Source organism: Chitinophaga sp., from assembly GCF_035564935.1.
Taxonomy (GTDB): domain Bacteria; phylum Bacteroidota; class Bacteroidia; order Chitinophagales; family Chitinophagaceae; genus Chitinophaga.
Genome location: NZ_DATMTE010000978.1, coordinates 1 through 18,722 on the forward strand (window position 1 = coordinate 1; position 18,722 = coordinate 18,722).

General features: G+C 46.1%; 18 protein-coding genes. 8 read left to right on the forward strand and 10 right to left on the reverse strand.

Features of this window, described 5'->3' with window-relative positions; genetic code table 11:
- Positions 1 to 353: SusD/RagB family nutrient-binding outer membrane lipoprotein (locus VN105_RS25350; protein WP_325645510.1), on the forward strand; the 353-nt coding region annotated here is incomplete at its 5' end.
- A 204-nt stretch (positions 354 to 557) separates the two neighbouring features.
- On the opposite strand, the gene VN105_RS25355 is transcribed toward VN105_RS25350, so the two are convergent.
- Positions 558 to 1,706 (reverse strand): TlpA disulfide reductase family protein, encoded by a 1,149-nt coding sequence (locus VN105_RS25355; protein ID WP_325645512.1) that lies wholly within the window; start codon positions 1,704 to 1,706, stop codon positions 558 to 560.
- Positions 1,707 to 1,773: 67 nt separating this feature from the next.
- Positions 1,774 to 3,225, reverse strand: coding sequence for an Asp-tRNA(Asn)/Glu-tRNA(Gln) amidotransferase subunit GatB (gene gatB, locus VN105_RS25360; protein ID WP_325645514.1), 1,452 nt, complete (start codon positions 3,223 to 3,225; stop codon positions 1,774 to 1,776).
- A gap of 104 nt (positions 3,226 to 3,329) precedes the next feature.
- On the opposite strand from gatB, the gene VN105_RS25365 reads away from it, so the two are divergent.
- The gene (locus VN105_RS25365) at positions 3,330 to 4,712 is read left to right on the forward strand and encodes an aldehyde dehydrogenase (RefSeq protein WP_325645516.1); all 1,383 of its coding nucleotides are present in this window, start codon (positions 3,330 to 3,332) and stop codon (positions 4,710 to 4,712) included.
- 76 nt (positions 4,713 to 4,788) lie between these two features.
- Here the strand turns inward: VN105_RS25365 and VN105_RS25370 are convergent, their stop codons facing one another.
- On the reverse strand, positions 4,789 to 5,826 hold the full coding sequence (locus tag VN105_RS25370; RefSeq protein ID WP_325645518.1) for a PDZ domain-containing protein: 1,038 nt from the start codon (positions 5,824 to 5,826) through the stop codon (positions 4,789 to 4,791).
- 328 nt (positions 5,827 to 6,154) lie between these two features.
- Entirely contained in the window at positions 6,155 to 8,776 is a 2,622-nt protein-coding gene (gene alaS, locus VN105_RS25375; protein WP_325645520.1) for an alanine--tRNA ligase, read from the reverse strand.
- Positions 8,777 to 9,126: 350 nt separating this feature from the next.
- Between alaS and VN105_RS25380 the strand changes: the two genes are divergently transcribed.
- The 3 genes from VN105_RS25380 to VN105_RS25390 all read left to right on the forward strand — a co-directional run bounded on the left by VN105_RS25380 (position 9,127) and on the right by VN105_RS25390 (position 11,261).
- A complete protein-coding gene (locus VN105_RS25380; protein ID WP_325645522.1) occupies positions 9,127 to 10,098 on the forward strand; it encodes a M23 family metallopeptidase in 972 nt (323 codons plus the stop codon).
- Between the two features lie 289 nt (positions 10,099 to 10,387).
- A complete protein-coding gene (locus VN105_RS25385) occupies positions 10,388 to 10,756 on the forward strand; it encodes a MerR family transcriptional regulator (protein WP_227024430.1) in 369 nt (122 codons plus the stop codon).
- Between the two features lie 10 nt (positions 10,757 to 10,766).
- Positions 10,767 to 11,261 carry a thioredoxin domain-containing protein gene (locus VN105_RS25390; RefSeq protein ID WP_325645523.1) on the forward strand — a complete coding sequence of 165 codons (495 nt, stop codon included), beginning with the start codon at positions 10,767 to 10,769 and terminating at the stop codon, positions 11,259 to 11,261.
- Positions 11,262 to 11,512: 251 nt separating this feature from the next.
- On the opposite strand, the gene VN105_RS25395 is transcribed toward VN105_RS25390, so the two are convergent.
- Entirely contained in the window at positions 11,513 to 12,613 is a 1,101-nt protein-coding gene (locus tag VN105_RS25395; RefSeq protein ID WP_325645525.1) for a mechanosensitive ion channel family protein, read from the reverse strand.
- 9 nt (positions 12,614 to 12,622) lie between these two features.
- On the reverse strand, positions 12,623 to 13,768 hold the full coding sequence (locus tag VN105_RS25400; RefSeq protein ID WP_325645527.1) for an amidohydrolase family protein: 1,146 nt from the start codon (positions 13,766 to 13,768) through the stop codon (positions 12,623 to 12,625).
- A 97-nt stretch (positions 13,769 to 13,865) separates the two neighbouring features.
- Here VN105_RS25400 and prfA point away from each other — a divergent pair, with 97 nt between their 5' ends.
- The 3 genes from prfA to VN105_RS25415 all read left to right on the forward strand — a co-directional run bounded on the left by prfA (position 13,866) and on the right by VN105_RS25415 (position 16,594).
- Entirely contained in the window at positions 13,866 to 14,930 is a 1,065-nt protein-coding gene (prfA, locus tag VN105_RS25405) for a peptide chain release factor 1 (protein WP_325645529.1), read from the forward strand.
- A 172-nt stretch (positions 14,931 to 15,102) separates the two neighbouring features.
- On the forward strand, positions 15,103 to 15,690 hold the full coding sequence (locus VN105_RS25410; protein WP_325645531.1) for a hypothetical protein: 588 nt from the start codon (positions 15,103 to 15,105) through the stop codon (positions 15,688 to 15,690).
- 298 nt (positions 15,691 to 15,988) lie between these two features.
- Positions 15,989 to 16,594 (forward strand): OmpA family protein, encoded by a 606-nt coding sequence (locus VN105_RS25415; protein WP_325645533.1) that lies wholly within the window; start codon positions 15,989 to 15,991, stop codon positions 16,592 to 16,594.
- 68 nt (positions 16,595 to 16,662) lie between these two features.
- Here the strand turns inward: VN105_RS25415 and VN105_RS25420 are convergent, their stop codons facing one another.
- The 4 genes from VN105_RS25420 to VN105_RS25435 all read right to left on the reverse strand — a co-directional run bounded on the left by VN105_RS25420 (position 16,663) and on the right by VN105_RS25435 (position 18,636).
- Positions 16,663 to 17,052: a VanZ family protein gene (locus VN105_RS25420; RefSeq protein ID WP_325645535.1), complete on the reverse strand. Its 390-nt coding sequence runs from the start codon at positions 17,050 to 17,052 to the stop codon at positions 16,663 to 16,665.
- Between the two features lie 94 nt (positions 17,053 to 17,146).
- Complete coding sequence (gene gcvH, locus VN105_RS25425) at positions 17,147 to 17,527, reverse strand: glycine cleavage system protein GcvH (RefSeq protein ID WP_325645537.1); 381 nt, start codon at positions 17,525 to 17,527, stop codon at positions 17,147 to 17,149.
- A gap of 98 nt (positions 17,528 to 17,625) precedes the next feature.
- The gene (locus VN105_RS25430) at positions 17,626 to 18,288 is read right to left on the reverse strand and encodes a peptidylprolyl isomerase (protein WP_325645539.1); all 663 of its coding nucleotides are present in this window, start codon (positions 18,286 to 18,288) and stop codon (positions 17,626 to 17,628) included.
- A 9-nt stretch (positions 18,289 to 18,297) separates the two neighbouring features.
- Positions 18,298 to 18,636 carry a hypothetical protein gene (locus tag VN105_RS25435; RefSeq protein WP_325645541.1) on the reverse strand — a complete coding sequence of 113 codons (339 nt, stop codon included), beginning with the start codon at positions 18,634 to 18,636 and terminating at the stop codon, positions 18,298 to 18,300.
- Positions 18,637 to 18,722 lie beyond the last annotated feature (86 nt).

Here is an 18,722-nt window from a genome sequence, read left to right on the forward strand (position 1 = left end):
CATTACAACCGATTTTAAAAGAAGCAGTAGAAGCGACTATGAAAAGATTTGGTTTAAATCCAACAAGCGCTGCTGTACAGAACTATATTACAGCTAACTGTAAACTTACTACTAAGAACGCCTATGAGGTGATCATGTATGAAAAATACATCTCCAACTTCGAAACGTTGGAAGCATATAATGACTGGCGCAGAACCAATTTCCCCAAGCTCACAGTGGTACAGAACCCTTATCTGGGAATGACTACCATTCCACGCAGATGGTTATACCCGGCTTCTGAAAATAACACCAATAAACAACCACAACAACCCGGTTTAATGACCGATCGCGTTTGGTGGGATAACAACAAATAGCCAGTATTTCATTTAACTAATAATAGGAAGCGGCTGCCTTTAAGGCGGCCGCTTTTTTTATAAGGTAATGAAGTGAATGTTGTTTTTAAAGGAATATCCTTATTAGGAATGCAAACAATTATTGAGCGCGATGGAAGGGGCAGCAAATAAAAAAAACCACACAGGCAATTTCACCTGTGTGGCTTTTTTATAAAAATAAATAACTTACTTCAGCACTTCCTGCAGCTTCGCTTCCAGCGCAGGCCCTCTCAGGTTAGACGCAATCACTTTCCCCTGCGGATCTAACAGGAAATTAGTAGGAATGGCATTAAGGCCATACAACGGTACCACCGCTGAATCCCAGAATTTGAGATCGCTTACATGATTCCAGGCCAGGCCGTCTGCTTTGATAGCTTCCTGCCATTTGTCTTTTGTTTTATCCAGCGATACGCCAAGGATCGTGAAATTCTTCCCCTTGTATTGCTGGTATGCTTTTACTACGTTAGGATTTTCCTGGCGGCAGGGACCGCACCAGCTGGCCCAGAAATCCACCAGTACATATTTACCACGGAAAGAACTGAGGCTGATCATTTTGCCGGACGGATCCGGAAGCGTAAAATCGGGGGCTACCTGTCCTACTTTCACAGCAGATGGTTCCTCCCCGCCTGCAGCGTCGCCGCCGCCCTGGTTCTTCTCCAGTTCCAGGATTTTATCGGTCATGCTTTTTACCAGCGTGTTTTTAGGAAAACGGGTAGCCAGATTGGTGATCACCTGTTTGTGCGCCACAATTTCTTCCCCGCTTCTTACCTGGCTGATGGCAAATACTGCTGTGGCCGGATTTTTTGTTTTATCAGCCATCAGGAAAAAGCCGTTTTCAAATTCTTTTTCTTTTTTCTGGAAGGCTGCTACCTTCGGCTGGAAGGCGCTGTCGGGTAATATGGCGTGAAGACTGTCCAGGCTACGCATTTCTTCTGTGAGTGCAATAGACTGTTTGCTGATGTCGCTCATAAACTGTTGCAGTTCGGCTGTTGGTTCAGAGCCACTGATCTTTACATCTTCCAGTTTATCTACATCTCCGTCTATTTTCATATCACCGGCATCGAGTGCAAGCAATATAAATTTGCCATTTTCAAAGCGTATACGGTACAGCCCCTGTTCGGCTACCATTCCTTTTAATGTGAATTTTCCACTGGCATCTTTTACATTGGTAGAATCCACCACTTTTACATTATCCAGTGTCAGTTCTTCCAATAATACTGGACCGAGTGGTAAATTATTCAGGTGACCATCTATTTTAAATTCTCCTTTTTCCGTTTGCCCGGCGCATCCTGCAAGGAAAGCAGCGGCGGAAACCCATAATAAGTATTTTTTCATGCTACTATTTTTTGAACATTCATCTGGCAGATAACTCTCAAGATAGGCTAAATATTTTCAATGAAATTTAGCCTTTCAGCTTTTCAGCCAGTAATTCGTTGGTAAGCCGGGGATCTGCCTTGCCCTTGGACAACTTCATTACCTCTCCTACAAACAGCGACATGAGTCCTTTTTTGCCCCCTTTAAAAGCAGCCACTTTATCAGGATATTTAGCCAGTACTTCATCAATGATCGGAGAAATATTATCGGCGTTATTATCCTGTAATAAGTTCAGGCGGGTGGCAATATCCATCGGGTGATCTGCAGGCGCCTGGATCATTTCCGGCAATATACGGGACGAGGCAATGGAAAAGCTTACTTTGCCGGCGTCTGTAAGCGTAATCAGCGCAGCCAACGCCTGCGGTGTTACCGGAAAATGGCCGATTTCTGCGGAATGCTCATTCAGCCAGGATTTAACAGGTCCCAGCATCCAGTTGGCTGCTGCCTTGTATTGTGAAGTAACGGCAATAAGGCTTTCGTAGTAATCTGCTGTAGATTTATCATCACAGATGACGCGCGCATCATATTCAGGCAATCCGAAATCGGCCGTGTACTTACGTATGAGTTCTTCCGGTAATGCAGGCAGTGTAGCACGTACACTGTCAATGAATTGATCGGTTAGCTTAAATGGCGCCAGGTCCGGTTCCGGGAAATAGCGGTAATCGTTGGCTTCTTCTTTGGAACGAAGCGAAAAAGAGCTGCCATTCGAGGCGTCGAAACTACGTGTTTCCTGTACCAGGGTACCGCCGGCTTCTATCAGGTCAATCTGCCTTTTTACTTCATTATCAATGGCCCGCTTTACGTTGCGGATGGAGTTCATATTTTTTACCTCCACCTTTGTACCCAGGGTGGTACTGCCTTTCAGGCGAACTGAAATGTTGGCATCGCACCGCATGCTGCCTTCTTCCATATTACCATCACAAACGCCAAGGTAACGTACCAGGCGGCGCATTTCGGTGAGATAGGCATAGGCTTCCTCACTGTTATGCATGTCCGGCTCAGTTACTATTTCCACAAGCGGCACGCCGGCACGGTTCAGATCTACATAGCTGTTGTATGGATCCTGGTCGTGCAGCAGTTTACCGGCATCTTCTTCAAGATGAATGCGGTTTAACTGCACATTGCGGGCGCCGGCGTCTGTAATAATGCTGATGTAGCCTCCTTTACAGATGGGCGCTGTATGTTGTGATACCTGGTATCCTTTGGGAAGATCGGGATAAAAGTAATTTTTACGGGCAAAATAGTTGTCCTTTTCAATTTCACAGTGGCAGGCAAGCCCCAGCTTAATGGCATATTCGGCTGCTTTGCGGTTCATCCGGGGCAAAGTACCCGGGTGTCCCATTGTAATTGGACTTATATGCGTATTGGGAGCGCCGCCAAAAGCTGCGCTATCGCTGCAGAATAATTTGCTTTCGGTAAGCAGCTGGGCATGCACTTCCAGCCCGATCACTGTTTCATATTTGCTGTATATATCGCTCATTTTCCGTACTGATTCCCACAAATATATTCAAATAATACCGTGATTTCAGGCTATTTGGTGCCAATAAATCCCTAAATTGAGATACACATCAAAATTTCTTCCCTATGATCAGCAAGGCCCAGGCAACTCAGCTTTACCAGGCGCAACAGGTTTATTTCGATTCAGGCGCCACACTGTCGTATTCCTTCCGGAAAACGCAGTTAAAGCGCCTGAAAAGCGGGATCAAAAAGTATGAAGATAAAATTACCGCCGCCCTGCATGCCGATCTGCATAAGCATCCGCTGGAGGCCTATGGTAGTGAAATAGGATTTTTGTATGAAGAAATCAGCTATATCCTGGAAGGTTTGAAACAGTGGATGGAACCGGAGCTAGTCACTTCCCCCTTTGTAACCTATCCGAGCAGCAGCCGGGTGTATAAGCAGCCGCTGGGACTTACACTTATCATTGGGCCCTGGAACTACCCGTTTATGTTGCTGCTCAGTCCTCTGCTGGGCGCTATTGCCGGTGGCAACTGCGCCATTATCAAGCCGTCGGAACTGGCGCCGCATACAGCTGCCGTAACCGCCGAACTGATAAAAGATACTTTTGATCCGGCCTATATCACAGTAGTAGAAGGCGATGGCACGGAAGTAATTCCTACCCTGATGAGCTTTCGTTTCGACCATGTATTTTTTACCGGCAGTATCCCGGTGGGAAAGAAGATCCTTGAAATGGCCGTCCCTCATCTCACGCCTGTTACATTGGAATTGGGAGGAAAATCACCCTGTGTGGTAGATGAAAAGGTAAATGTAACAGTAGCGGCTAAACGAATAGTGTGGGGAAAGTTCTGGAATGCCGGGCAAACCTGTGTGGCGCCTGATTATTTGCTGGTGCACCAGAAAGTAAAAGCAGAATTGGTCACTGCGCTGAAAGCGGCGATCACGGAGTTTTTCGGGGAAGACCCTTCCCGAAGCAATGATTACGCCCGTATTATTAATGCCAGGCGCTTTGATACGGTGGCAGGCTACCTGGGCGGTGGCCATATATTACATGGAGGACAAACCAACCGGGAACAGCTATACATTGCCCCCACCCTGCTGGAGGAAGTGGAATGGACCGACCCTGTGATGCAGGATGAAATATTCGGCCCGGTGCTGCCCATCCTTACCTATACGGGCCTGCCCCAGGCCATACAGGCCATTAAGCAACTTCCTTATCCGCTGGCATTGTATGTATTTACAAAGAACAGGAAAACGGAAAAAGCGCTGATAGAACAGGTGCGTTTTGGAGGAGGCTGCGTAAACAATGCGCTGGTACATCTTACCAATCCTGAACTGCCTTTTGGGGGCGCGGGTTATAGCGGGATGGGAAAATATCACGGTAAATACAGCTTTGACACTTTTACCCATCAGAAAGGAATGCTGAAAACGGCCACCTGGCTGGATGTTCCAATGAAATACCCGCCGTTTAAGAATAAATTGAAGATGATGAAAATGGTGATGAAATAGATGAAGAATTGCTGATGTTGATATTTTTTTATGGGAGATGAATACCTGGTATCTAATACCAACATCAGCAATGAAGTTATATATCAGCCTTGTTTAACTTTTTCGGTACTTTAACAGTCAGTGTTTTATTGGCGCCGTTCCTTTTTACTTTGGCGTCAATAGTGGCGCCCTGGCTGCGGTGTTCCCGGTAGGCCCTGGAAAGTTCCGCCGCATTTTTAACGGGAGTGCCGGCCAGTTCCACTACAATATCATCTTTCTGAAATCCCGCTTCGCTGGCAAGCGAAGACGGACTTACAGCGATCACCTGTGCGCCTTCTTCTTTTTCAGTATCCTGCACCTGTATACCGAGTTTGTCTCCATTATCCATCCGGTTAAACCAGTTGTCGCCAAAGCCTTGTCCGCCATGCGGCATCGGGAAAGAGAACGATCTGGGGCCGTTCTTTGGCTGTGCAGATAAAGGCGGATGCATGCTCCAGCTGTTATCTATCCCTTTTCTTTCATCGAGGGTAACCGTTACCTTGTTTGTTTTGGTATTACGTATATATGTTACCGTTATTTTGTCTGCCGGTTTATGTTTACCGATCTCTTCAAACAGCTCTGCCGGTTCATTGATCTTTTTATCATCTACAGAAGTAATGATATCGCCGGTTTTTATTCCTGCTTTATCGGCGGGAGTGCCTTTGGCCACTGATTTTACGGTTACACCGCTGGCAGTCACTTTTTCAGTGATCACGCCAAGGATGGCTTTGTTCATCACCGGCATTTCTATCCCTTCATCATCATCGTCGCCGTTGTCGTTGAAAAGATTAAAGCTGCCACCCTGTAAAGAATTGCTGTCAAAGCTGATGGCATTACCATCGCGGGGTGTAATTTTGCGGCGGAAAACAGAGAGGTCGGAATCCTTGTACTGATCCAGCCTCTGGCCATTGATCAACACATCGCCGTTTTTGATTTCCACGGTCACTTTGCCGTCTTTATCGCTTTTGTGTTTGATCACAATTTCATCGAACTCTCCCAGTTGGTTTTTGGAACTGTCTTTTGTTTGCGCAGATACCGCGCTCATGGTGAAGCAGGAAAAACCTGCCATAGTGAGAATTTGCAGTAACCTGTTCATGGTGCTAAAGTTATTTTGTTGATTAAATTTAACGAATGCAACAAAATTAAAGGGTGGGCCAGGAAAGAAAAAGTTAAAAATGTTGGGTAGATGGGCAAAGGGGATGTATCATAAGTAAAATGAACCTTCTGAGGGTTGCTTAAAATTTCTCCATCACGACCCCGGATAAAAAAGGGGCTGTCCTGAAGTGCTAAGACAACCCCTTTTTATTTAATCCGGCAGTGGACTGACCAAAAGGCCTCCCTCACAGGAGGTTAAGATGGCGAAACTGCGGTCACACAATTTTCAACGCCTTTATTTACCGTTTAGTCAGACCCTGTTATTTTGATTATGTGTTGAGTAATTTTTTTACGGCAACTACCACCTGGTCAAGCTTATCTGTTTCCTGTCCGCCTGCTGTGGCAAAGGTTTTCTGGCCCCCGCCGCCACCTTTTATCAGTGGAGCAATGTGCTCTTTAATGATTTTTGGCGCTTCCCATCCTTTGGCGGCCACCAGTTTTTCATCTATGCTGAGCGCCACGCTGGCTTTTCCGCCAATATTAGCTACAAAAAGCAATACGTGATCAGGGATCTCATTTTTGAGCTGGAAAGAAAGCTGCTTTAAACCTTCTGCACTATTCACATTTACTACCTGGCCAAGGAAGTTAACCCCATTGATATTTTCTGTCTGTTGGCGTATGGAGACTGCCAGGGCCCGCACTTTTTCCAGTTCCAGCGCTTCCAGTTGCTTTTCAAGGGAGGCTTTATCCTGGAGCAGTGTTTCTATGGATTTTACGGGCTCTTTGGGGTTTTTCAGGGCTGCTTTAATTTCTTTCAGTTGCTGCAGCTGTTCGTTCACAAAAGTTTCTGCCTTTGCGCCGGTTACTGCTTCCACGCGACGTACACCGGCGGCAACAGCACCTTCGGAAACAAATTTAAACTGGCCTAACTCTCCTGTAGAGCTGATGTGGGTTCCACCGCAAAGCTCCACGCTGTAAGCAGGATCAATGATCACCACTCTTACGGTATCGCCGTATTTTTCGCCGAATAGCGCCATGGCGCCGAGCTTCAGGGCTTCTTCCTTGGGTAGTTCACGGATCACCACGGGGATGTTCTCACGTATTTTTTCGTTCACGATCGCTTCTATCTGCGCCAGTTCCTCATCCGTAACTTTTGCAAAATGGGAGAAGTCGAAGCGCAGGGCATCTGCATTAACCAGCGATCCTTTTTGGGCTACGTGCGTACCTAATACCTGCCGCAGTGCAGCATGCAATAAGTGGGTAGCCGAGTGATGGCGCTCGGTATTGTGGCGCTTCTCTTTGGCTACGGCTGCTTTTACAGGTGCGCCGGGTTGTGCCGGCAGCTTATCTGCAAAATGTATGGTGAGATTGTTCTCTTTTTTGGTGTCGGTAACATGAATTACCTCATCGTCAAAGTGCAGGGTGCCGGTATCGCCTACCTGGCCGCCACTTTCAGCGTAAAAGGGTGTTTGCCCCAGTACCAGCTGGAACTGTTCTTTCCCTTTCGCCTTTACGGTGCGGTATTTCAGCAGTTTGGTGCTGCTTTCCAGTTGTTCGTATCCAACAAAAACAGAGTTGGGTGTTTCGTCGAGAATTACCCAATCGCCCATATCCAGTTCTGTGGCAGCGCGGGAGCGGTCTTTCTGTTGTTTCATAGCGGCGTCAAAGCCTTTTTCATCTACAGAAAAGCCATTTTCCGCTGCTATCAGGCTGGTAAGGTCATAGGGGAAACCGTAAGTATCGTATAATTCGAAAGCGGTTTTCCCATCTACGGCTTTTGTTGTACTGTGTTGTATAAAATCTTCTATCCTGCGGATACCGCTTTCCAGGGTACGCAGGAAGTTATTTTCTTCTTCAAATACCACTTTCTTCACAAAGTCCACCTGCTGTTGCAATTCGGGGAATACATGTGAAAACTGGGCGGCCAGTACTGGTACCAGGTCATGCAGCAGTGGCTTTTTCACTTCCAGGAAGGAGAAATAATAGCGTACCGCCCTGCGGAGGATACGACGGATCACGTAACCTGCGCCGGTATTGGACGGGAGCTGTCCGTCGGCAATGGTAAAGGATATTGCGCGGATGTGATCGGCAATTACGCGGAAAGCAACATCTTTTTTATCGTCGGTGCCAGCATATTTTTTGCCGGTAAGTCCTTCCGTGGTACGGATGGTACCCATGAACAGGTCTGTGTCGTAGTTGGAGGTTTTATCCTGCAATACCCTTACAAGGCGTTCCAGTCCCATGCCCGTGTCCACGTGTTGTGCCGGCAATGGCTCCAGCGACTTATCTTTCAGGCGGTTGAACTGCATGAATACATTGTTCCATATTTCAATCACCTGGGGGTGGTCGGCATTTACAAGGGTTTTACCATCTACCTGGCTTCTTTCGGTGGCCGGCCGGCAGTCCACATGAATTTCGGAGCAGGGGCCGCATGGACCGGTATCCCCCATCTCCCAGAAATTATCTTTTTTATTACCCAGCAGGATACGGTCTTCCGCAATATGTTCCTTCCAGAAGTCGTATGCCTCCTGGTCTTTAGGTAAGTGTTCGTTTTCATCTCCCTGGAAAACAGTCACATACAGTTTATCTTTCGGGATTTTATACACTTCGGTGAGCAGTTCCCAGCTCCAGGCAATGGCTTCCTTTTTAAAGTAGTCGCCAAAGCTCCAGTTGCCGAGCATTTCAAACATGGTATGGTGGTAAGTATCAATACCTACTTCTTCCAGGTCGTTGTGCTTGCCGCTTACCCGCAGGCACTTTTGCGTATCAACCACCCTTTTGTTGGGGGGGACCCTGTTGCCGAGGAAGTAATCCTTGAACTGGTTCATGCCCGCGTTGGTGAACATCAGGGTAGGGTCGTTTTTAATAACGATAGGGGCAGATGGAACGATCTGGTGCCCTTTCGACGCAAAAAAGTCCAGGAATTGCTGTCTTATTTCAGATGCTGTCATAAATATTGATACGAATTAATATGTATTTTATATCTTATAAGCCGTAACCGGGTAAGGGCTTGTAGCTGTATTTCAAGCCATTATGAAGTAGTTAGAAAATTTACAATCAAAAGGTTGATGTTTTAATCTAATTACAGTAGGTTTGTGCGCCTTATTTTCCCGCCGTGTTAAAGGGAGTGCAAAAATATTGAAACCTGTATGATTATGCAAAACAGGTTGTGTTTACCCGGCAAAATAGTTTAGTGGGAAAAGAAATGCCAACAATACCCATCCATAAGTTTGTATCTCGTGAAATAAATCTGCTGTCATAGCGTTCACTGCACTATGGCGCATAAAGTATACCCTGGTGCATGAAGAAGGTTAAATATTTTTATAATACCCAAACATTAAAATACGAGAAGCTCGTTGTTTCGCTGCGGGTAAAAATCCTGAGAATACTGGGATTTGTATCTGCGGCTATTGTAACCGGGGCTATTTTCCTTTCCATAGCCTACCGGTTGGTTGATTCCCCCAAGGAGAAATCCCTTCGCCGGGACCTTGAAGGTATGAAAGAAAAATATGATGCGTTACAGGGGCGGATGCGGGAAGTAAAGGGAAAACTGGCGGAGCTGGAAGACCGCGACAATGAAATTTACCGGGTTATATTTGAGGCCTCGCCTATTCCAGACAGTACCCGCATGGGTAAAGTGAAGCGGGATGAAGAAGCTGCGCAGCTGCAATCCTTTGCCAGCAGTGAAATCATCGCCTCCACTGCTGTATTGCTTAAGGAACTGGATAACCGGGTAAAAGCACAGGAGGTATCTTATAATGAAATTGATAAGATGGTAAAGAACAAGCAGCAGATGCTGGCCTCTATCCCTGCTATCCAGCCGGTTTCCAATAAAGATCTTAAACATATTGCTTCTGGTTTCGGGTACCGGATCGATCCTATCTATAAAACCATGAAGTATCACGCGGGGCTCGACTTTGCAGCTCCCAGCGGCACGCCTATCTACGCTACCGGCGACGGCACCGTGGAAGAGGCCAGCCTGAGCGATGTGGGGTACGGCAACCACGTGATTGTACGGCATGGATACGGCTATAAAACCCTTTACGGGCATATGCTCCGCATGAAAGTAAAAGCCGGGCAGGCGGTTAAACGCGGCGATGTACTGGGCTGGGTAGGAAGTACCGGTAAATCTACCGGGCCGCACTGCCATTACGAGGTTATTAAAAACGGCGATAAGGTGGACCCGGTATACTTCTTCTTTAATGATCTTACCCCGGAACAATTTGACCGGATGCTCAAAATGGCAAGGTCGGGAAACCAGTCGTTTGACTAAATCTGTTAGTTTTTAGCGGGTTATAAAGTTTCAGGAGGTTATCTAAACCCAAAAAATGAGGGAGGAATGTTACAAGCTACAAGCTAAAAGCTTAACTTCATCTTCGTAAAAGATATTTGTCACCTCGTTTTTTACTACGATGCACCAGCTAGACCTTTTTTCGACATCTGGAGTACCGCATCCTGCCGAAGCTGCGGTAACAAGACCAGTTAAAGTAAAAGCAAAGGCCAGCAGCAAGAAGGCTGCCGTAGCAACCACCATACCTGGGAAAAAACGAGGGCGTAAATCATTGAAAGAGTTATCGGAGGACCCGGATCTGATTATGGAATTGGACAAATTGGTATTGGATAAACAGTATTATTCTATCAGTGAGGTAGCAGCCATGTTTAAGGTGAATACGTCGCTGATACGCTATTGGGAAAATGAGTTTGATATACTGCAACCCAAAAAGAACCGGAAAGGCGACCGCCTTTTCCGGCAGGAAGATATTCACCACCTTAAATTAATCTACCACTTACTGCGCGAAAGGAAGTATACGATAGAAGGAGCGAAGCAGAAACTGAAGGAAGATCACAAGCTGGCCGCCCGTAATTTTGAAATGGTACAGGCTTTGCTAAAGGTACGGGGTTTCTTAACGGAACTGAAAGATCAATTATAAAAACAACATTATGCGATTGAAAACATTACTATTGGGTGGTGGCCTGTTATTCTCGACCCTGGCCTGGGCACAGAATGAAACAGTACTGAAGGGTAAGATAGATATGAAAACACTGATGAACGACACCTCCACAACGTGGTTCTACAAAGGTGTAAACAGCTACCAGCCTAACGACAATATGCTGAACTATATCAAAACCAACCGCGCCAACTTCAATATGGTAGTGGTAATGGGCACCTGGGACAATACCAGCCGTGAAGTAGTACCAGCCTTATATAAAGTAATGATCACCGGCGGCAGCCCTGATGAACAGATCACCATGTTTGCTGCAGATAAGAAACTGCAAACAGATGCACCGGTAGATTATAAAGTAAAGAAATTGCCTACCATCATCGTATTCAAAGACGGTAAAGAAGAAGGCCGCATTGTAGGTGCGCCAAAAGAATCAATTGAAGCCGATATTTCCCGTATCCTGCTGAGCAGCACGAAGAAGGAGAAAGAATAGCGGAGGGATCACCTTCGGTGATATTAAATTGTCTTGGAGCAGGATTACGCTGATTATACTGATTTTTCTGATTTGATCAGGTTTTGATTTTACTTTTTTGATTTTTATAGATGATAAAGGAGATATAAGCGGACATATTCGCTTTTATCTCCTTTATCATTTATAAAAATCAAAACCTGATCAAATCAGAAAAATCAGTATAATCAGCGTAATCCTGTTCCAAGACAATCGCCGAAGGCGATCCCCTCCGTTCACCTCGGATCAGTGAGCGTCACGTTAGTAGAGGTGGTCGGCAGTTTGAGCCCACGTGCTTCCAGCAGTTTTATCACGTTCAGGTTAACGGTTTCCCTCAACGAGTTATACTGCGTCCCGTCAATGATGTAGGTGTTGAAAACGATCTGGATCACGTAAGTGTCTTTGGTGAAGTCGTTCAGGTTCACCGTAAAATTTTCCAGTACGTTAGGATTGTTACCCAGCATATGCCGCAAATCCTGAAGGAAAAGCAACAGGGTTTCTGCAGGGGTATCCGTTCCCAGCTCCAGTTTCAGCGCCACCCGCTGCTGCGTACGCAGGGAAAGGTTATCCAGGATACTGTCTACCATTTTTTTATTGGGCACTGTTACAAAAGTTTTTTCCAGTGTACGGATGCGCGTACTGCGTAACCCGATTTTTTCCACGGTACCCTGCCATGAATCCACCTTAACGCTGTCGCCTACACGGAATGGTTTATCAAAGAAAATGATAAAGGAGCCGATCAGGTTCTCTATACTTTCTTTTGCGGCCAATGCCAGCGCGGCAGCACCTATTCCCAAACCGGCAATGATCTTTTCTACCAGCCCCGGTCCGAACAGGATACGGATAAAGGCAATGGCGCCCATGATGAATACAATGGCTTTGAAAAAATCGCGGAAGAAAATAATGAACTGGTTATCCGTTCTATCTTCTGTAAGATCTGCTTTCTTTTCCAGTACCAGGGCAACGAAATCGATCAGTCGCAGCATGATCCAGATAATGCTCATACTTAGCGACAGGCTCAGTAAGGTGTTGGTTACATCGTGCAGGGTGGCTTTATTGTAAATATGAACATTCAGCACCTGGGGGAATGTAAACCGGTCGATGGTGAGCATGAAGGTAATCAGCAGGAAAAAGTATTCCAGGGGGCGCAGCAGCAGGCTGATAAAGTCTTTTTCCTCAATTTGCGGCGACCAGTGCCGTACCAGCCGGAACAGGATGGTGGCGAGTCCCTTTGAAATATACCGTTTGATAATAAATACAAACAATAAAACACCGATCAATATCAGGTAGTCCTGTACGGGGTTGTCTAAAATTACTTTGTTTAAAAAATCGTTCATAAGTTACAGCTAAATAATTCTACTGCTTTCCTGGTTAATCAATATTACGCCTGGTTTGCTGCCCGGGTTGAAAGAACCGTAGGTATCCTGTATGCCCAGGGCTTTTGCGCCATTAAATGTAGCCCATTGCAATATTTCTTCCAACGGAATTTCCGGAAAATAGCGGCGGATAGTTTTTATTTCTTCCCAGATAGATAAACGGTGATTGGAAGCCAGGCTGTCTGTGCCCAGGGTGATATTGCATTGCAGTTGCCTGAACTGCTGAATATCGGGTAAGCGGTTCTCGATGTACAGGTTGGCCTGGGGGCAAAGGCACCACCAGGTTTCCACTGGTTGCTGTTGCGCAAAACGGATATCGGCTGCAGCCGTGAAGGTATTATGTACCAGCAGGATCTTATTCCGGGAAAAGTACGGGAGATAGGCTTCCAGGCTGTTGGTGCCGGTAGGCTGAAAGCTGCTGATATCCATCCCGAAATGCTGGTAGAAAGACAGGAAATCTCCTGTTTTCTGTTGATATAATTCATTCTCCGACGGTGTTTCCTGGTTATGGATGCATACCGGCGTGTTATCCGGTGTACCTGCCAGCAACCCGAATAAAGCATTGCTGACCGAGTAAGGCGCATGCGGTACAATGGAGCAGTGGTGATGGGAGCCATTAATTTCCCGGAAGGATGCGAGTACATCCATGCTGTGTTGATAGCGGCTGTTGGCGCCGGCGGGGGCTACACCCATGCACTCTACAAAAGTGTGGTAGTACATCCTGCCCTGCTGTTTCTTTACCAGCGTGGCGGTGCCGTTGCAGATATCGCCCACCGCGGAAATACCGCTTTCCCACATGTCCTGTTCGGCCTTGTCGATAATAGCGTTATAGTCGCCGCCAGCCTGGTTTCTCAATTGCATCACCTGTGTCAGGAAGGCCGGCAGGCCGGTTTTTTCCGGGATGATACCTTTCATATGGGATAATTCCAGGTGGCAATGGGTATTTACGAATCCCGGGCACAGTATCCCATCCAGTTCCCTGACATTGTTACCAGCGTCCGGTTCGGCTACAATGCCCGCTACTACGCCATCTTCCCTAAGTATCAATACTTTCCCCGAACCCAGCAGATGTGTACCGTTAAATATATCTTTTCCCTTTAATTTGATCTGTTTCAATTACCTGCTGTTTAATTAAGTTAATGGTGTTAATTTTGCAACCCGATTGGCAGTATCATTTCCGGTTGGAAAGGGTACTCAAAAGTCAAATATAATTATGATAGACAAACTGGAAGCTATAAAAGGTCGTTTCGAGCAGGTATCGATGGCGCTTACCAATCCCGAGGTTGTTAGTGATAACAAGAAGTTTGGGCAGCTCAGCAAGGAATACCGGCAGCTGGAAAAGATCGTAAAGGCATATGAGGCCTACCGTAAATTGCTGGACAATATTGCATTTAACAAAGAAGTGCTGGATAGTGGCGACGAAGAAATGCGTGAACTGGCCAAAGCTGAAACAGAAGAATTGCAGGAGCAGAAAGCTGCCCTGGAAGCAGAGATCCGTAACCTGCTGATACCAAAAGATCCGCAGGATGAAAAGAATGCTATCCTGGAGATCCGCGCTGGTACTGGTGGAGATGAGGCCAGTCTTTTTGCCGGAGACCTGTTCCGTATGTACCTGCGTTTTTGTGAGCTCAAAGGCTGGACAACGAGCTTATTGAATGAAAACCCCGGATCTGCCGGCGGTTACAAGGAAATAGTGATGGAAGTAAGCGGCGATGATGTATATGGTACCCTGAAATTTGAGTCGGGTGTGCACCGGGTGCAACGTGTACCGGCTACAGAAGCCTCCGGGCGCGTGCATACATCGGCGGCAACCGTGGCAGTATTGCCGGAAGCGGAAGAAGTGGATGTGGATGTACGGGAGGCTGATATTAAAATGGATACCTTCCGGTCCTCAGGCGCGGGCGGACAGCACGTAAATAAAACCGAATCAGCCGTAAGGTTAACGCATATTCCTACCGGCGTGGTGGTAGAGTGCCAGGAAGGGCGCAGCCAGCATTCTAACCGGGAAATTGCGATGAAAATGTTACGGACCCGCATATACGAGGCGGCAGTACGTAAACATGAAGATGCTATCGCTTCACAACGGAAAAGTCTTGTGTCTACCGGCGACCGTTCCGCCAAAATACGTACTTACAATTATCCGCAGGGCCGTGTAACGGATCACCGGATTGGTATGACGGTATACAATATGGACGCCTTTATGAACGGCGATATTAAAGATATGATTGAAGCCCTTCAGTTTGCCGAAAATGCGGAGAAGCTGAAACAGGGCAGTTAATAATCACCGGTCCCGGGATTTTGTGGAAAGTAACAGCTATCTCTTGCTGTTATCTTTCCACAAATTTCCTGGCAGCTTAATTTGTAATCTCTCAAAATATCCTACATTTAGTCAGCGGTCACAAGCCGTAGCACTAAACGAAAACCTTTTCTTCCCCTAAAATCATCATCAAATGTTAGAGCAATTAATGGACCTCGTCCGCGAAAATGCCCAGGGCGCTGTGGTAAACAATCCTGCTGTTCCGAATGAACATAATGAAGCCGTGATAGGTGCTGCCACTTCTTCCATTGCATCAGGTCTGCAACAGGAGTTGGCCAGCGGCAACACTGAAGGGGTATTGTCTTTACTGGGAGGCGCCGGTACAGATACCTCCACCGCTAACCCGGTTGTAGGAAATATATCCAACAATTTTATCGGAACACTCCTCGAAAAATTCAACCTGGATAAAGGCACCGCTACGCAGCTGGCAGCTACCCTGATCCCAACGGTGTTAGCCTCCCTGGCAAATAAAACAAAGGACCCTGGTAACAGCAGCTTCAGCCTGGATGGTATCCTTAATTCACTGACCGGAGGCTCCGCACAGGGACTTAACCTGAACGGCATACTGGGCGGACTGTCTGGCGGCCTCGATAAAAACGGCGACGGCCAGGTGAACCTGGAAGATCTGAAAAGCCTTTTATCCAACGGCGCCCAACAGCAACAACAACAGGCTGGCGAAGGCGGCGGAATTGGCGGGTTATTAAAAAATCTGCTGGGGTAATCTTTTTGGCTGCTTCATTGTTATATAATCGTACACGTTACTTTTCTATGCGCAATTATTGTTATGTGATTTATGGCTGTAATTTTTTTATTGCCTGTTTATTTCTCCTTATCAATATGTTGTGACTCATAAATCAAGTTGGCAAACTATTTGTTTACAAGATTTTCAATAGTTTTGTCAACGGAATTAATGCAAAAAAACCTTCACGTCTAAATTTATTATGATGAAAAAACTCAATGTTCTGATAGCTGTGGTCTTGTCTGCAACCATGTTGTTCAGTTGTAAAACCTGGCAGGGCATGGATAATACTAAAAAAGGCGCTGCCATTGGCGTTGGTGGCGGAGCAGCCGCTGGTGCTGTAATTGGTAAAGCGGCCGGTAACACAGCATTGGGAGCTATTATTGGTGCTGCGTTAGGTGGTGCCGGTGGTGCTTTGATAGGAAAGAAAATGGATAAGCAGGCACAGGAAATAAAAACGGAGGTACCAAATGCAACCGTAGAACGTGTGGGTGAAGGTATCAACGTAACATTTGATGCAGGCGTATTATTTGGTTTTGATAAATCCAACCTGTCTGCCGTAGCACAGGACAATATCAGGCAGCTGGCTGTTATCCTGAACAAATATCCCGACACGTATGTGCGTGTGGAAGGTCATACAGACGACAAGGGTACAGATGAATACAACATGGGTTTGTCTGAAAGAAGAACTAAAAGCGTAATGGCTTACCTGGAAGCACAGGGTATTTCAAAAAGCCGTATCCAAGGCTTCTGGTATGGTGAATCACAACCTAAAGTACCAAATGATTCAGATGCAAACCGTGCTACTAACCGCCGTTGTGAGTTCTCTATCTTTGCAAATGATAAGATGAAGAATGATGCGAAGAAAGAAGCTGGTCAACAGTAATAAAAATATTAGAAACACTTATTTCTCATAAGCAGATATGCATTCCCCCCTGGTTACAGGGGGGAATTTTATTTATCCCTATTGAAGAAGAGGTACAGCACCAATTTGAAAACCCAAACACCCGCAATGGCGCCCAAAGTATCAGCCATTACATCATACATATCAAAACTGCGGCCTGAGGCCCAGTATTTCTGGATAAATTCTATGGCAAGGCCATAGCCGGCTGCCAGCAAAACCAGGAGTGTAAGCGTGGCAGCGGAGATATATTTCTTTTGCCAATAAATGCCAAGGCTAAGGAACAGCACAATGCCACCGAAAAGGCCAAAGTGAACAAACTTATCAAAATGGATCTTTTCAAAAAATGAGTTGGAGGGAATATCTTTCCCCGGAAGGGTACACAACACAAGGATCAGGATGATCCATAAAATAGCTGGCGTATAATATCTCAGGAGTTTCATGATCCTTTTTTAGCAGTAAAAAGGACAACAGGCTGACCGCTCAATAACGTAGCCTGTTGTCCTTTTCTTATATAAAAGATTATTTTGGTCGGAATTATTCACCTACCAGCGCCTGGTAAGCGGCAGCATCCAGCAATGATTCCACATCAGCCGGGTTATTAACGGTTACTTTCACCATCCAGCCATCACCATACGGATCCTGGTTTACCAGCTCCGGAGAGCTTTCCAGCTGAGGATTCACTTCACTAACGGTACCTGCAACAGGCATAAACAGGTCAGACACTGTTTTTACTGCTTCTACTGTACCAAATACTTCTTCGGCGTTTACTGTTTTGCTCAATGAGTTGATATCTACGAAAACGATGTCGCCTAATTCGCGCTGTGCAAATTCAGTGATACCGATGGTAGCTACATTACCCTCTAATAAAATCCATTCGTGATCCTTTGTGTAACGCAGGTTTGACGGAAAATTCATATCAAGTTTGATTTTGAGCCGTAAAAATACAGAAACTATTATGATTTTGACGGCAAGCTATCCTAAATTTTGACTTTCTGCCGACATGGTATTTTTCTTTAGAAGAACAACCACTTCTTTATAACACGGATTTTCACCGGCACGTCCTGGAGTGGCCTGTCGTGGCTATCCGTTTTAAGCGCTGCAATTTTATCGATCACGTCCATGCCTTTGATCACCTGCCCAAATACGGTATAGTTCTGATCCAGGTGGGGGCTGCCGCCTGCTGTTTTGTATACCTGCCGTTGGTCTACCGGTATTTTACGGCCTTTTAGTCTTGTTTGTTCCAGCTTGTCCAGTTGCTCATCGGTAAACACTTTGCCTTGCACAATGTAAAACTGGCAACCGGAAGAAGCATTATCGGGCCGGTCGTCCCGGGCCGCTGCCAGCGCGCCTTTACGATGAAATAAATCCAGCTGGAACTCCGGCGGAATCGTATAACCCACATCACCGTTACCCAGCGTATCGCCCGGAAGGGCGTGTTTGGAATCAGGATCGCCACCCTGGATCATAAAGTTCCGGATAACACGGTGAAACAGGGTACTGTCGTAAAAATGCTGCCTGGCCAGCTTTACAAAGTTGTCGCGGTGTTTCGGCGTTTGATCATACAACCGGATAACCATGGTGCCATATGGGGTAATTACTTTTACTTTCCGGTTTTTGGCAGCCGCCAGGCTAACAATCAGTAAAAAAAGGGTACTAAGGAGTAACAGTTTCTTCATAAGGGTGTATTATGCTTCTTCGTGACTGGCAAAGTAAGCAATTACGTGTTCTTTCAGGAAGATTTCCTGCTCGGCCATTTCCATTTTAGGAACCGGTTGCGTTTCCTTGAAATGCGGCCATCCGTCTTTATCATAGCCATCAAGTTCAAAGTAGCCACTCTGGCTCAGCAGTGTGCATACAGCCACGTGCATCAGGTCCTGCTTTTGTTCTTTGGTATATTTCTTCTTTAAATTATTTATTTCATTTACGCCAATAAGAAAAAGAATGGCTTCCATGTTGGGCGTTTTCCCAAACCTCTCGGTAAGCATATCTTCTACGGGTTTCCAGCGCTTCTCAAAATCTTCCATATTATTGTTGCTTTTAAATGATAAGCGTTTTTTGCCAACGCCTTATTCCCCGCAAAGGTACGTTATAGGGAAAAATATTATATAAT

Excerpts from the sequence above, each read along its gene's own strand:
- VN105_RS25355 (WP_325645512.1), bottom strand. The coding sequence starts at position 1,706 with ATGAAAAAATACTTATTATGGGTTTCCGCCGCTGCTTTCCTTGCAGGA.
- gatB (WP_325645514.1), bottom strand. The coding sequence starts at position 3,225 with ATGAGCGATATATACAGCAAATATGAAACAGTGATCGGGCTGGAAGTG.
- VN105_RS25365 (WP_325645516.1), top strand. The coding sequence starts at position 3,330 with ATGATCAGCAAGGCCCAGGCAACTCAGCTTTACCAGGCGCAACAGGTT.
- VN105_RS25370 (WP_325645518.1), bottom strand. The coding sequence starts at position 5,826 with ATGAACAGGTTACTGCAAATTCTCACTATGGCAGGTTTTTCCTGCTTC.
- alaS (WP_325645520.1), bottom strand. The coding sequence starts at position 8,776 with ATGACAGCATCTGAAATAAGACAGCAATTCCTGGACTTTTTTGCGTCG.
- VN105_RS25380 (WP_325645522.1), top strand. The coding sequence starts at position 9,127 with ATGAAGAAGGTTAAATATTTTTATAATACCCAAACATTAAAATACGAG.
- VN105_RS25390 (WP_325645523.1), top strand. The coding sequence starts at position 10,767 with ATGCGATTGAAAACATTACTATTGGGTGGTGGCCTGTTATTCTCGACC.
- VN105_RS25395 (WP_325645525.1), bottom strand. The coding sequence starts at position 12,613 with ATGAACGATTTTTTAAACAAAGTAATTTTAGACAACCCCGTACAGGAC.
- prfA (WP_325645529.1), top strand. The coding sequence starts at position 13,866 with ATGATAGACAAACTGGAAGCTATAAAAGGTCGTTTCGAGCAGGTATCG.
- VN105_RS25410 (WP_325645531.1), top strand. The coding sequence starts at position 15,103 with ATGTTAGAGCAATTAATGGACCTCGTCCGCGAAAATGCCCAGGGCGCT.
- VN105_RS25415 (WP_325645533.1), top strand. The coding sequence starts at position 15,989 with ATGGATAATACTAAAAAAGGCGCTGCCATTGGCGTTGGTGGCGGAGCA.
- VN105_RS25420 (WP_325645535.1), bottom strand. The coding sequence starts at position 17,052 with ATGAAACTCCTGAGATATTATACGCCAGCTATTTTATGGATCATCCTG.
- gcvH (WP_325645537.1), bottom strand. The coding sequence starts at position 17,527 with ATGAATTTTCCGTCAAACCTGCGTTACACAAAGGATCACGAATGGATT.
- VN105_RS25430 (WP_325645539.1), bottom strand. The coding sequence starts at position 18,288 with ATGAAGAAACTGTTACTCCTTAGTACCCTTTTTTTACTGATTGTTAGC.
- VN105_RS25435 (WP_325645541.1), bottom strand. The coding sequence starts at position 18,636 with ATGGAAGATTTTGAGAAGCGCTGGAAACCCGTAGAAGATATGCTTACC.